The sequence below is a fragment of the Roseicella frigidaeris genome (assembly GCF_003258945.1).
Taxonomy (GTDB): Bacteria; Pseudomonadota; Alphaproteobacteria; order Acetobacterales; family Acetobacteraceae; genus Paracraurococcus; species Paracraurococcus frigidaeris.
Window position 1 is genome coordinate 1 of record NZ_QLIX01000001.1, and the last position, 12,057, is coordinate 12,057.

Annotated in this window: 15 protein-coding genes and 1 tRNA gene; 9 read left to right on the forward strand and 7 right to left on the reverse strand. The window is 73.2% G+C overall.

Translation table 11 applies throughout. The features are described from left to right. The first annotated feature begins 55 nt into the window (after positions 1 to 55). Together DOO78_RS00005 and DOO78_RS00010 are read left to right on the forward strand one after the other, a co-directional pair. Positions 56 to 799, forward strand: a complete 744-nt coding sequence (locus DOO78_RS00005) for a tripartite tricarboxylate transporter substrate binding protein (RefSeq protein ID WP_111467694.1) — start codon at positions 56 to 58, stop codon at positions 797 to 799. A gap of 58 nt (positions 800 to 857) precedes the next feature. After that, positions 858 to 1,202: an Hpt domain-containing protein gene (locus DOO78_RS00010; RefSeq protein ID WP_165838642.1), complete on the forward strand. Its 345-nt coding sequence runs from the start codon at positions 858 to 860 to the stop codon at positions 1,200 to 1,202. A 49-nt stretch (positions 1,203 to 1,251) separates the two neighbouring features. Here the strand turns inward: DOO78_RS00010 and DOO78_RS00015 are convergent, their stop codons facing one another. Together DOO78_RS00015 and DOO78_RS00020 are read right to left on the reverse strand one after the other, a co-directional pair. Beyond that, positions 1,252 to 2,256, reverse strand: coding sequence for a hypothetical protein (locus tag DOO78_RS00015; RefSeq protein WP_111467696.1), 1,005 nt, complete (start codon positions 2,254 to 2,256; stop codon positions 1,252 to 1,254). Between the two features lie 115 nt (positions 2,257 to 2,371). Next, positions 2,372 to 2,908 carry an adenine phosphoribosyltransferase gene (locus DOO78_RS00020; protein WP_111467697.1) on the reverse strand — a complete coding sequence of 179 codons (537 nt, stop codon included), beginning with the start codon at positions 2,906 to 2,908 and terminating at the stop codon, positions 2,372 to 2,374. Positions 2,909 to 3,148: 240 nt separating this feature from the next. Between DOO78_RS00020 and DOO78_RS00025 the strand changes: the two genes are divergently transcribed. Next, on the forward strand, positions 3,149 to 3,340 hold the full coding sequence (locus tag DOO78_RS00025) for a DUF2842 domain-containing protein (RefSeq protein WP_111467698.1): 192 nt from the start codon (positions 3,149 to 3,151) through the stop codon (positions 3,338 to 3,340). 118 nt (positions 3,341 to 3,458) lie between these two features. Here DOO78_RS00025 and DOO78_RS00030 read toward each other — a convergent pair. Further along, positions 3,459 to 3,535, reverse strand: a tRNA-Pro gene (locus DOO78_RS00030). A gap of 136 nt (positions 3,536 to 3,671) precedes the next feature. Next, positions 3,672 to 4,259: an LOG family protein gene (locus tag DOO78_RS00035; protein WP_111467699.1), complete on the reverse strand. Its 588-nt coding sequence runs from the start codon at positions 4,257 to 4,259 to the stop codon at positions 3,672 to 3,674. A gap of 469 nt (positions 4,260 to 4,728) precedes the next feature. Here DOO78_RS00035 and DOO78_RS00040 point away from each other — a divergent pair, with 469 nt between their 5' ends. After that, positions 4,729 to 5,199 (forward strand): c-type cytochrome, encoded by a 471-nt coding sequence (locus DOO78_RS00040; RefSeq protein ID WP_165838643.1) that lies wholly within the window; start codon positions 4,729 to 4,731, stop codon positions 5,197 to 5,199. Between the two features lie 29 nt (positions 5,200 to 5,228). On the opposite strand, the gene DOO78_RS00045 is transcribed toward DOO78_RS00040, so the two are convergent. After that, positions 5,229 to 5,906, reverse strand: coding sequence for a cytochrome b/b6 domain-containing protein (locus tag DOO78_RS00045; protein WP_111467701.1), 678 nt, complete (start codon positions 5,904 to 5,906; stop codon positions 5,229 to 5,231). 313 nt (positions 5,907 to 6,219) lie between these two features. Between DOO78_RS00045 and DOO78_RS00050 the strand changes: the two genes are divergently transcribed. Further along, positions 6,220 to 7,164 carry a LysM peptidoglycan-binding domain-containing protein gene (locus DOO78_RS00050; RefSeq protein WP_128079973.1) on the forward strand — a complete coding sequence of 315 codons (945 nt, stop codon included), beginning with the start codon at positions 6,220 to 6,222 and terminating at the stop codon, positions 7,162 to 7,164. Between the two features lie 69 nt (positions 7,165 to 7,233). On the opposite strand, the gene DOO78_RS00055 is transcribed toward DOO78_RS00050, so the two are convergent. Continuing rightward, positions 7,234 to 7,650 (reverse strand): hypothetical protein, encoded by a 417-nt coding sequence (locus tag DOO78_RS00055; protein WP_128079974.1) that lies wholly within the window; start codon positions 7,648 to 7,650, stop codon positions 7,234 to 7,236. A 49-nt stretch (positions 7,651 to 7,699) separates the two neighbouring features. On the opposite strand from DOO78_RS00055, the gene DOO78_RS00060 reads away from it, so the two are divergent. Then, positions 7,700 to 8,389, forward strand: coding sequence for a phosphatidylserine decarboxylase (locus DOO78_RS00060; protein ID WP_111467704.1), 690 nt, complete (start codon positions 7,700 to 7,702; stop codon positions 8,387 to 8,389). Next, entirely contained in the window at positions 8,386 to 9,318 is a 933-nt protein-coding gene (locus DOO78_RS00065) for a CDP-alcohol phosphatidyltransferase family protein (protein WP_111467705.1), read from the forward strand. Before DOO78_RS00060 ends, DOO78_RS00065 begins: the two co-directional genes overlap by 4 nt. A 15-nt stretch (positions 9,319 to 9,333) precedes the next feature. Here the strand turns inward: DOO78_RS00065 and DOO78_RS00070 are convergent, their stop codons facing one another. After that, positions 9,334 to 9,813: a hypothetical protein gene (locus DOO78_RS00070; RefSeq protein WP_111467706.1), complete on the reverse strand. Its 480-nt coding sequence runs from the start codon at positions 9,811 to 9,813 to the stop codon at positions 9,334 to 9,336. A gap of 174 nt (positions 9,814 to 9,987) precedes the next feature. Between DOO78_RS00070 and DOO78_RS00075 the strand changes: the two genes are divergently transcribed. Both DOO78_RS00075 and DOO78_RS00080 read left to right on the forward strand, forming a co-directional pair. Continuing rightward, complete coding sequence (locus DOO78_RS00075; RefSeq protein ID WP_111467707.1) at positions 9,988 to 11,259, forward strand: LLM class flavin-dependent oxidoreductase; 1,272 nt, start codon at positions 9,988 to 9,990, stop codon at positions 11,257 to 11,259. Between the two features lie 13 nt (positions 11,260 to 11,272). Beyond that, positions 11,273 to 12,055 carry an alpha/beta fold hydrolase gene (locus DOO78_RS00080; protein ID WP_111467708.1) on the forward strand — a complete coding sequence of 261 codons (783 nt, stop codon included), beginning with the start codon at positions 11,273 to 11,275 and terminating at the stop codon, positions 12,053 to 12,055. The last annotated feature ends 2 nt before the right edge of the window (positions 12,056 to 12,057 follow it).

A 12,057-nucleotide genomic window follows, 5' to 3' on the forward strand; every position in this document is an offset into this window, starting at 1 on the left:
CGCGCGGCGTTCCGTCGAATAGGCCAACTCATCACTCCGTCCCGCCCCTCTGAAAATGAGAGATCATCTCAAGGCGCCGGACAACTTCCCTGCCACAGGGGGTACCCTCGGCACCACCAATTTCCCGAGCCTGATCACCATCCCGATCGAGCGGCCGGCGCAGTTCAAGCTCGACGACTTCGCGCCGCTCGGCAACCTGGTGCGGGATCCGAGCGCCATCACGGTGCGCGCCGACAGCCCCTATGCCACCCTGGCCGCGCTGCTGGAGGCGGCGCGCGCCAGGCCGGACCAGCTCACCTATGCCTCGCCCGGCGTCGGCACCGACGACCATCTGCAACTCGTGCTGTTGCAGGCGGCGACCGGCATCCGCATGACGCATGTGCCCTTCCAGGGCGATCCGCAGCTCCGCACCGCCGTGCTGGGCGGGCAGGTGGACAGCATGGGGCTCAACCTCGGCGCCGTGCTGCAGGTGCCGGACAATCTGCGCGTGCTCTCGCAGGCCGGCGCCGCGCGCAGCCGTTTCCGCCAGGACGTGCCGACGCTGAAGGAACTCGGCATCCCGGTCGAGATGGCCTCCGAGCGCGGCGTCGTCGCGCCCGCCGGCACGCCGCCCGCCATCCTCGCCCGGTTGCGCGAGGCGACGGAGGACATCGCGCGCGACCCGGAATTCGTGAAGCAGCTCGAGGACCGCTTCACCGAGCCGGCCTGGGAGAAGGGCGAGAGCTGGTTCGCCCGGCTGCGGGGGCAGGAGGTGGAGTACCGCGCCCTGTGGCAGCGCACCCCCTGGGCGCAGCGCTGAAGGACGGGTGATGACGGCGTGATTGACCGCTGCGATGCGGGATGCCACGCATGCAGGTGTGAGCGCACTCGATCCCAGCATCGCCGAGCAACTGGCCCGCGACCTGCCGGCGGAGGATTTCCGGCGCATCCTGGAAACCTTCGAGGAGGATCTGGACCGCCTCGCCGGCGAGCTGGAGCAGGCGGCGGCGGCCGGCAATGACGAGGCCTATCGCCGCGCCGCCCACAACCTGTCCGGCGCCGCCGCGGCGGTCGGCGCGGTGATGCTGGAGCGCGCCGTCCGCGGCGCCCTCGATCCGCGCACCGGCCTGCCGCCGCAGCAATTGGTGCCGGCGATCCGCGCCGAGGCGGCGGCGGCGCTACGCGAGCTCACCGCGCTCGCTGCCCGGCATGGCGGCGCGTGATACCCGGCGCACGACGTTCCGACCTGCGGCCCGCAGGGCCGCGCGCCTATCAGTCCGGCCGCCAGCCCAGCCGTTTCAGCAGCCATTCCCGATAGGCGAGCGTGGCGCCCGGGGGTGGGCTGAGGGCCGCGACCAGCGGCGCCGCATCCGCCCCGGCCAGGGCCCGCAGCCCCGGCGCCAGCCCCTGCCGCGTCTCGTCCTCCAGCCAGCGCTGCACCGCGCTGCGCCAGGCGGCCACGAGATTGGCCGGGGTGAGGGCCGGCAGCACCAGCGCCGCCTGCAGCCGGGCGCAGGCGGAGGCGGCGATCAGCGCCGCGCGCAACGGCGGCGGCCCGTCCAGCGCATAGTCGTGCACCGAAGGCAGGGTGGGGAAGTGCGGGTCGCGCTGGCCGGCGGGTTCCAGGGTGAACCAGGGCTGGCCGCCGGTGGCGGCGAGGCGCGCCGGCAGGTCGGGGCCGGTCAGCAGCACCGCCTCCGCCAGCCCCTGGGCGAGTGCGGCCTCGGCCGGCAGCCCGCCGAGGCCGACCACCGGGCTCGCATGCAGGCCCAGCAGGTCGAGCCCCAGCAGCGCCGCCGCCCCGGCCATGTCGGGGGCGGCAAGGCCAAGGCGCGGCGCCGGCCCGGTCGCGGTGAAGGCGGCGCGGCCGACCACCAGGGCCGGGCCCTGCACGGCGCAGACCGGCAGGCAGCCGGTGGCGTCGTAGCGGGCCCGCGGATCGCCGACCATGCGGGCCAGCGCCGCCGCGCCCGGCAGCAGCAGCAGCATGCGGCCATCCGGCGCCGCCTCGGTGGCGAAGCGGTTGGCGGCGGTGACGCCGTCCGGGCCGCCGAGCACCATCTCGTTCATCCGGAGCGCCGCCGAGGCGCCGCGCGCCAGGGCCCCGCCGAGGGGATGCGCGATGCGCGCCAGCGCCCCGTCCTCCGGCCCCGGGATGAGCAGCGTCGCGGCCGCCGGCAGCATCGCCGCGGCCGGTCCGCCGATCGCGCCGGCCGCGAGCAGGCCGAGGCCCGATCGCAGCCAGTCGCGCCGGGAGAGGTCTGGGCGAGCAGGCATGGCGGTCTCTCCTTCCCCGGCATGGCGGCCCGTCCCCGGCATCCTGCCGGGGCGTCTCGCGGATTGCGGCATCGTCACCCGGGCAGGAGGGAAGCTCCCCCGGCCGAGATCCGCGTCAGGCGTCGTATTGCAGCAGCACCTCGCAGGGCACGTCCAGCTTCTGCCGGCCCTTGAGGAAGGCGAGCTCGATCAGCGCCGCGACGGCCGGCACCTCGGCGCCGGCCTGGCGCAGCAGGCCAATCCCGGCCGCCATCGTGCCGCCGGTGGCGAGCAGGTCGTCGAGCAGCACCACGCGCTGGCCGGGCTGCACCGCATCGGCCTGCATCTCGATCCGGTCGGTGCCGTATTCGAGGGCATAGTCCAGCCCGACGGTCGCGCCCGGCAGCTTGCGCGGCTTGCGCAGCATGACGAAGCCGAGGCCGAGCTCGAGGGCGAGCGGGGCGGCGACGAGGAAGCCGCGGCTCTCGATGCCGGCGAGCAGGTCCGGCTTGTAGGGGCGGATCAGCCGCGCGAGGCGGGCCATGGCGGCGCGCCAGGCGGGGCCGTGCCGCAGCAGGGTGGAGATGTCGTAGAAGAGGATGCCGGGCTTCGGGAAGTCCGGGATGCCGCGGATATGGTCGCGGAGGTCGAGGTCGTCCTGGGTGTCGGTCATGGCCGGTCCTGCGATCTGGAGCAGATCCCGCTCCGGTGGCCTCACCGGATCGGGGGACGATGCCCCGAAAACAATGGTCTGGAGCGCCTCCCGTGAACCGGTGTCCGCGGGAGGGGCGCCAGCGGTGGCGGTGCCCGGACCGGCGGGCGGCGCTGCGGGCGGCGGAGACTAAAAGCATCCGCCGCGGGCGCCGGCAACCGGCTGCTTGCCAGCCCGGCCCGCCCGCGGCATTGGCGGGGCATGTCGCGCATCGCCATCGCCGTCCCGCTCGGCCTGCTGGGCTTCCTGCTCTATGTCGGGCTGGCGGTGACGCTCGCCGATGCGCTGGCTGGGACGCATTGGGCCCTGCAGGCGCTGTACTTCCTCCTCGCCGGCACGCTCTGGGCGCTGCCGGCGCGCTGGCTGATGTTCTGGGCGGCGGGCCAGAGATAGCCCGCGCGGCACCCGGCAGCTCGTCTCGGCCCTCGGACACGAAAGCCCCTAGGCACGAAAGCCCCGGGCACGAAAAACCCCGCCAGCGGCGCTGGCGGGGTTTCCGGTGTACCCGACTTGGTCGGAGCGAGAGGATTCGAACCTCCGGCCCCTGCGTCCCGAACACAGTGCTCTACCAGGCTGAGCTACGCTCCGTCGGTCGGGTGCCCCGCGGCGGCGGCGGCCTCGCGGGTGCGGCGATATAGACCCGGCGACGATGCGGGGCAATGGGGGTCGTGGCCGTCTTGTCGGATAGCGGCATTCTCCCGTCCCGGGACGCCGGCGCGGCGCGTCAGAGCCTCGCCGCGGGGGCCGCCGTCTCCGGCAGCGGCGCCGTCCGCAGCAGGTCGAGCGCCGCCGGCACGTCCGGCGCCACGGCATAGAGGCTGCGGTTGCTGGGATCGACGAAGCCCTGCGCGATGAGGCTCTCGACCAGGGCCAGGAAGGGCTGCGCCCAGCCATTGATGTCGAGGATGATCACCGGCTTGTCGTGCAAGCCGAGCTGCCGCCAGGTGATGATCTCGACCGTCTCGTCCAGCGTGCCGAGCCCGCCCGAGAGGGTGATGAAGGCGTCCGCCAGCTCGAACATCCGCGTCTTGCGGGTGTGCATGCTGCTGGTGACCTCGAACTGGGTCAGGTTGGCGCAGGGCCGCTCGACGCGGGTGAGGAATTCCGGGATCACGCCGTGCACCTGTCCGCCGGCCCGCAGCGTGCCCTGCGCGACCGCGCCCATCAGCCCGACGCCGCCGCCGCCATAGACCAGGGTCATGCCTGCGGCGGCGAGGCCGGCGCCGAGCTGGCTTGCGGCCTCGAGATGCGCGGGATTGGTGCCGGCACGGGTGCCGCAGAAGACGGCGACGGAACGGATATGCTGGGGCATGAGGCTCTCCGAAGGAGGGGGCATCCTGGCATGGATCGGGCCGGCCCGCAGGCGCTGGGGCGGAATCGCCCCGGGGCGGAGGTGACGGGGCGGAGGCGGCGAGGCGCGTGCATCACGCGATCGGGCACCGGCGCCGGACACGCGCCCTGACAGCAGGCGAACGAATCACGCATCGAATGAAGGACTGGACCATGGGCCGTGAACGCCGGGAAACAGGAGGCTGCGCTGTCCCGCTGCCGAAATCCTGCGCATCCCGGCAGCGGGGTGCCGGCCCTTTTCCATGGCCGGCCGGTGTGCCGCCTGCGTTGGGCAACCCCAGGCCGGCGGCGGGCCGGACACCCGGACAGTAGGAGCAAAGATCGCACCAGAGAATGAGCGGCCGCCGGCCGCGAGGCCGGACATGGCGAAAGCTTCGCTTGCCAGGCCAGGCGAATCCCCGAACATGGCCGTATCGAACCGGGGGGTCAGGATGATTCGCAGGACGACGATGCTGGCGGCGCTGGGCCTGCTGGCCCTCGCCGGGGTGGCCCTCGCCGAGGTGGCCTTCGCCCAGGGGGCCGCGACCGGCACGGCCGAGGTGATCGCGCAGCGCCGCGCCGGCCTCAAGCGCATGGGCCAGCACATGGAGGCGATGAAGCCGGTGGTCGAGGCCGGCGGCGAGGTGAAGTCGCTCGAGCCGCGGATCGACGATATGATCACCTGGTTCCGCGGCCTGCCGGCGCTCTTCCCGCCCGGCTCCGATGCCGGCGACACCAAGGCGCTGCCGGCCATCTGGCAGGATTTCGGGCGGTTCGAGTCCCTCGACCAGGCCCTGCTCGGGCAGCTCGCCCAGATGAAGCAGGCGGCGGCGGCGGACGACAAGACGGGCTTCGCCACGCTCTACAAATCGCTTGGGCCGCAATATTGCGGCACCTGCCATCGGCCCTTCCGCGCCCGCTGACGGCGGCGGGCCAGCCCGCCGCGGGCACCTCAGCCCAGCCGCGTGACGCCGTAGACGGCCAGCGCGGCCAGGGCGAGCAGGGTGGCGGCCAGCCAGGGGGAGCCGAAGCGGGGCGATTCGACGCCCGCCGGCAGCCATTTCCAGCCCCGCAGCATCGGCCGCAGCAGGTCGTGGCGCTTGACCAGCCGATAGGCGAGCACGGCCAGGACGTGCAGCCCGGCAGCCAGCAGGATCAGGTCGAAATTCGCGGCGTGCAGCCCGGTCAGCCAGGCGCAGGTCTCGGGCGAGACCAGGTCGGCGAGCGGGCCGCGGGCGCCGTAGCTGAACTCCGGCTCCTCGGCCGAGAACAGGCCGGTCAGCGGCTGCACCAGCAGCAGGGCGAGCAGGACCAGCACCATCCAGCCGCCCGCGGCGTTGTGGCCGATCGCGCGGTCCGGCTCCGGCCGCGGGAAATGCGCGAGATGCCGGAGCGCCGCCAGCGGCGAGCGCAGGAAATGCCGGAAGCGTGCCGTCTCCGAGCCGAGGAAGCCCCAGGCGATGCGGAACAGCACCAGCGTCAGCACGGTGCAGCCGGAGAGCGTGTGGATCTCGATCCAACCCATCTCAGCGCTCAGCCAGGAGAGGCCGAGGAGCAGGACGATCGCCCAGTGCACCAGGCGGACCCAGCCATCCCAGACCTTGACCTGGACCAGCGCCTGGTCGTCCATCGCCCCTGTTCCCATCGCGTCCGGCCCCATCGCCTCCGGTGGCGCAGCATAGCGGCACCGGCGGCGACCCTGCAGGGGGCGGCCGCGCTTCACTTGGCGGGCGCGCCGGTTGCGGTACCATGGTGCAGCGCGGCCCTGCCGTGGCCGTGCAATCGTCGCCGCGGGCGACGCGGGAGAGATGACGGAGGCGATGCGGCTCGGGCGGGTCGGCCTCGCCGGCCTGGCCGTGACTGCAACGGCCGGCATGGCCTGGCTGCTAATGGTGGAGGGTGTGCCACGCACTGGACCGGCCGAGGGCCGGATTCCCCAGCCCGTGCCGGTGACGTTCCTGACGGATGCCGCGACGGCGGAGAAAGCCCCTCCCGCAAAGGTTGAGGCGCCGCCGGCCCCGGCCGCCGTCGCGCCACGCTTCCATGTGGCGCGCATCGGCGCCCGCGGCATGCTCGTCACCGCCGGCAGCGCCGCGGCCGGGGCCGAGGTGCGGCTGCTGGATGGCGAGCGCGAGCTGGGCCAGGCCCGCGCCGATGCCCGCGGCGAGTGGGTGATCCTGCCGGGCGATCCGCTGCCGCCGGGGCCGAAGGAGCTCTCCCTCCTGGCCCGCAGCCCGGGCGGCGATCCGGTGCGCTCGCAGGACACGCTGCTGCTGCTGGTGCCGGAGCCGCGCCTGGCCGCCGCGCCGGCCGCGCGGCCCGTCAGCACCCTCGCGCCCGGGCCGGCGCCGGATACCAGCGGCGCCATGGCCATGCTGCTGCCGCCCGCCGCCGCGGCCGGGACCGCGCCGCGCCCCCTGCAGATGCCCGCCGAGGCGGCGCCCGGCCGGCAGCGGCTCGGCCTCGACGTGGTGGATTACGACGAGGCCGGGGCGATGCGCTTCTCCGGCACCGCCCCGCCCGGCGCCCGGCTGCGGGTCTATGTCGGGCCCGAGCATGCCGGCGACGCGGAGGCCGACCCGGCCGGCCGCTGGGCGCTGATCCCGGCCAGCCAGCCCGCCCATGGCCGGCACATGCTGCGGGTCGATCAGCTCGCCGGCGCCGGCACGGTGGCGGCGCGGATCGAGCTGCCCTTCCAGCGCGACCTGCTGGCGGAGACGGTGCCGGCCGATGGCAGGCTGGTGGTGCAGCCAGGCGCCAATCTGTGGCGGATCGCCCGCCGGACCTATGGGCAGGGCCTGCGCTACACGGTGATCTACGCCGCCAACCGCGAGCAGATCCGCGACCCGAACCGGATCTATCCCGGCCAGGTGTTCAGCCTGCCCTGAGGGCCGCGGCCCGGCTGGTCCTGCCTTGCGGGCCCCGCAGCCGCTCCGGCGCCGGCGTCCGGGGCATCGTCACCCGTCCTCGCGCTTCCGGGCAAACGGGGTCTGCTCCAGCCGGTCGAGGCAGGGATCGAGCGCCAGGGCGAAGCGCACCATGGCGGCGATGACCCCGGTCGCCGTCGGGACCGCCGCGGTCTCCTGCTCCACCTGGATGCGGTGATCGGGCAGCAGCCGCAGCCGCCAGCCCGCCGGCAGCAGGCCGGGCAGCGCCGCGACCGCCTGGAAGGCGAGGTCCCGGTCGGCGCCGCGCTCGGCCGTCGAGGGGACGCGGCCGGCGATGGCGGCCAGCCGCAACCCGTCCGCCCGCAGCGCGGCCTCGCAGCGGCGGCCCCGCCAGCGGAAGCGGAGCGCCGGCGGCGGCCCGGCCTCGCGGGGCCGGAAGGCGCCGTCGCGGGCGACGGCGAAGGGACCGAGGGGGAAGGTCTCCATGACGCCGACAGCTTGCCGCGCCAGGGTGAAGACACCATAAACCGCCTCCATGGCGATCGGACGCAGTCTGCGGCTGGTGCTGGCCCCGCCGCATCCGGCCGGCCGGCCCTTCATCTATGGTGGCCTCGCGGTCGCGGTGCTGGGCGGCTGGCTGCTCGGCGGCTGGCTGTTCTGGCTTGGCCTCCTCTTCACCCTCTTCTGCCTCTACTTCTTCCGCGACCCGCACCGGGTGCCGCCGGAGCGGGAACGGCTGGTGCTGGCGCCGGCCGATGGGCATGTCGTCAGCGTCGGGCCAGCGGTGCCGCCGGAGGAGCTTGGCCTCGGCCCGGCGGCGCGCTGGCGGGTGGCGATCTTCCTCTCGGTGCTCGACGTGCATGTGAACCGGGTGCCGGCGGAGGGGGTGGTGACGCGCATCGCCTACCGGCACGGCAAGTACCTCAACGCCTCGCTCGACAAGGCGAGCGTCGATAACGAGCGCAACGCCATCGCGCTCCGCCTGCCGGATGGCCGCGACATGGCGGTGGTGCAGATCGCCGGGCTGATCGCGCGGCGCATCCTCTGCAGCCTGCGCGAGGGCGATAGGGTGCAGGCCGGCGACCGTTTCGGCATCATCCGCTTCGGCAGCCGCACCGATCTCTACCTGCCCGAGGGCGTTCGCCCCCTGGTGGCGGAGGGCCAGACCATGATCGGTGGCGAGACGGTGATCGCGGACCTGACGCCGGAGCGGACGGCGCCATGAGCGGGACCGGCCCCGCTGCGGGCCGGCCCCCGGCGGGTCGTTCCCCCGGGTTGCGCGGCCGGCTGCGGCGGCTGCGGCCGCGGCCGCGGCCGCGTTACAAGGGGCCCTCCTTCAACCAATTGGTGCCGAACATCCTGACCATGCTCGGCCTCTGCGCCGGGCTTTCCGCCATCCGGGTGGCGCTGGACGCGCAATGGGAGAAGGCGGCGGCGCTGATCGTCGTCGCCGGTGCGATCGACGGGCTGGACGGGCGGCTGGCGCGGATGCTGAAGGGCACCAGCCGCTTCGGCGCGGAATTCGACAGCCTCTCCGATTTCCTCTGCTTCGGCGTGGCGCCGGCCCTCGTCCTCTACATGTGGACGCTGCACGAGGCGCGCGGCATCGGCTTCGCGCCCTGCCTGCTCTTCGCCGTCTGCTCGGCGCTGCGGCTGGCGCGCTTCAATGCCGCGCTGGTCGATCCGCCGGCCGCCGGGCCGCTGGCCGCGCCGGCGCCGAAGCCGACCTATGCGCAGAATTTCTTCACCGGCGTGCCGGCGCCGGCGGGGGCGGGGCTCGCGCTCTTTCCGATCTTCGCCACCCTGACCTTCAGCGGCTGGGACATGCCGGTGCTGGCCGGCATCACCCGGCATCCGCTGCTCTCCGGCGTGCTGCTGGTGGTGGTCGGCGGGTTGATGGTCTCGACCCTGCCGGCCTGGAGCTTCAAGAATTTCCGGATTCGCGCGGATTACGTGCTGCCGCTGCTGCTCGGCGTCGGCGCCTATGTGGCGGTGCTGCTGACCGAGCCCTGGGCGGCGTTGGCGGCGGCCGGGCTGCTCTATGTGGCGATGCTGTTCTTCTCCGCCCGCAGCTACCGCCGGCTGAAGCGCGAGGCGGAGGCGATGCTGGAGCCGGTGGTGGTCGGCGGCCAGGAGGAACAGGCGGGCGGCTGAGGCCGCAAGGCGGGCCTACCCGGCCGGCTTCCAGAGCCGGGCGATGAAGCCGCGCGCATCCAGCGCCTCCACCGGCTCGCCCGGCACCGCCTGCGTGCCCTCGCAGCGCCAGCGATAGATGGTGTCATGGCCGGTGGCATAGGCCGGGATGACATCCGCGCCGGGGCTCTGCCGGCAGAACTGGCTGGCCCCCGGCAGGCTGCGGGCGCGGTTCGCCTTGCCGCAGGGCAGGTTGGCGCCGAGGGTGCAGAGCAGCACCTTGCCCTCCAGGCAGCGATACAGCGTCAGCCGCTCCACCACCTCGGCCGGCGCGGTGATGCCGAAGAGCCGCTGCGCCGCCGGCACCAGCGAGGCCGGGATGGGGCGCGTCGTGTCATCGGTGCCGATGCGGGCGCAGGCCTGCGCCGGCGTCTCGGCCCAGGCGGTGGCGGCGGACAGGCAGGGCAGGGCGGCGAGGAGGAGCCCGAGGCCCGCATGGCGATAACTGGTCCGCATGTCTCTCCTCCCTGATGGACCCTCGACAGAAGCGCCCGCCGCCATGGCGGTTGCCGGGGCGGCGCGACGCCGGGTCATGCCGACCCTTCCCCTGCATTCCGGTAGCAGGCTAGGCTTTCCGCAGAAGGCGCGCCCCCCGGAAGGGCGAGCAGCGCCCGCCCGCGGAGGTCGTCCATGAAACTCATGTGGTTCCATCTGATGCCCTATACCGAGCTGCCGGAGGATTTCCGGCAGAAGCACCCCTCGGTCTGGGTGGACATCCACAGCTCGCTCTTCGACCCGAAGCGCGCCCACCACATGTACAACGACTTCATGGACGAGCTGGAATACGCCGCCGATTGCGGCTTCGACGCCATCTGCGTCAACGAGCACCACTCGAACGGCTACGGGCTGATGCCGAGCCCGAACCTCATCGCCTCCGCCCTGGCCCGCCGCACCACCCAGGTGCCGATCTGCGTCATGGGCAACTCCCTCGCCCTCTACAACCCGCCGACCCGGGTGGCCGAGGAGTTCGCCATGCTCGACGTGATCTCGGGCGGCCGCCTGATCGCGGGCTTTCCCGTCGGCACGCCGATGGACACCTGCTTCGCCTATGGCCAGAACCCGTCCATGCTGCGCGAGCGGTATCTGGAGGCGCACGACCTGGTGCTGCGCGCCTGGACCGAGAAGGACACCTTCGCCTTCAACGGCCGCTACAACCAGCAGCGCTACGTCAACATCTGGCCCCGCCCGGTGCAGCAGCCGCATCCGCCGATCTGGATCCCCGGCGGCGGCAGCGTCGAGACCTGGCAGTGGTGCGCCCAGATGGACTATGTCTACTGCTACCTGTCCTACTACGGATACAAGGCGGGCAAGGCGACCATGGACGGCTTCTGGGCCGAGATGGAGCGCCTCGGCAAGGACCGGAACCCCTACCGGGCCGGCTTCGCCCAGGTGGTGGCGGTGGCGGAATCCCGCCAGCAGGCGCTAGACCTCTACACCGGGCCGGCCGAGTATTTCTTCAACCGCTGCCTGCACATCGACCCGCGCTTCGCCGCGCCCGCCGGCTACAGCACGGAGGCGACGCAGCGCGCCGGCCTTGAGAGCCAGGTGCGCAAGGCGGCCAATGCGCAGAGCCTGATCCAGGGCGACAAGACCAACCGCGGCATGACGATGCAAGACTTCGTCGATCGCGGCTATGTCGTCATTGGCAGCCCGGACGAGGTGCTGGAGCAGCTCAACGCCCTCGCCGACGACCTGCATGTCGGCCATCTCATGCTGCTCATGCAGTTCGGCAACATGGACAAGGCGCTGACCCAGTACAACACGCGCATCTTCGCCGAGCAGGTGATGCCGCGGCTGCGCCCGCGCTTCGCCGAATGGGAGGATCGCTGGTGGCCGAAGCCGATGGCGGCGGCGGAGCAGGCGGCGCTGCCCGCCTTCTCGCCGAAGTTGGCGGCCGAGTGAGGGGACCGGAGGCATGAGCGGACCCGAGGTCTCGACCGTCGACATCAACGGCTTCCCCACCCGCATCTGGCGCAAGGGGAGCGGCGCGCCGCTCGGCTTCCTCGCCGGCTTCGGCGGGCTGCCGCGCTGGGTGCCCTTCCTCGACCGGCTCGCCGAGCGGCGGACGGTGATCGTGCCCTCGCTGCCCGGCTTCCCCGGCGGCGATCGTGGTCACACGGTGCTGGATACGCATCTCGATTGGGTGCTGGCGGTGCGGCAGGCGATCCAGGCGGCCGGGCTGCACGGCGCCGACCTGGCCGGCAGCTCGGTCGGCGCCTCCATGGCCGCCGAGATGGCGGCGCTCTGGCCGGAGAGCGTGCGTCGCCTCGCCCTCATCGCGCCCTTCGGCCTCTACGACGAGGCGGAGCCGCCGACCGATCCCTGGGCGCAGCGCGGCGATGCGGTGCCCGGCCTGCTATGCGCCGATCCCGCGGCCTGGACGGCGCTGAAGGCGATGCCGGAGGGCGCCAACAGCATCGAATGGCCGATCGAGCAGACCCGCGCCAACGAGGCGGCGGCGCGCATCTTCTGGCCGCTCGGCAACACCCGCCTGGAGAAGCGCCTGCCCCTGGTGACGGCGCCGACCCTGCTGCTCTGGGGCAGCGAGGACCGGGTGATGCCGCGCAGCTATGCCGCGCGCATCGCCGCGCGGCTCGGCGGGCCGAACGAGACGGTGCTGATCGAGGGCGCGGGGCATCTCGCGGAACTCGACAGACCGGATAAGGTGGCGGACGCCATTCTCTCCTGGGTGGGATGACC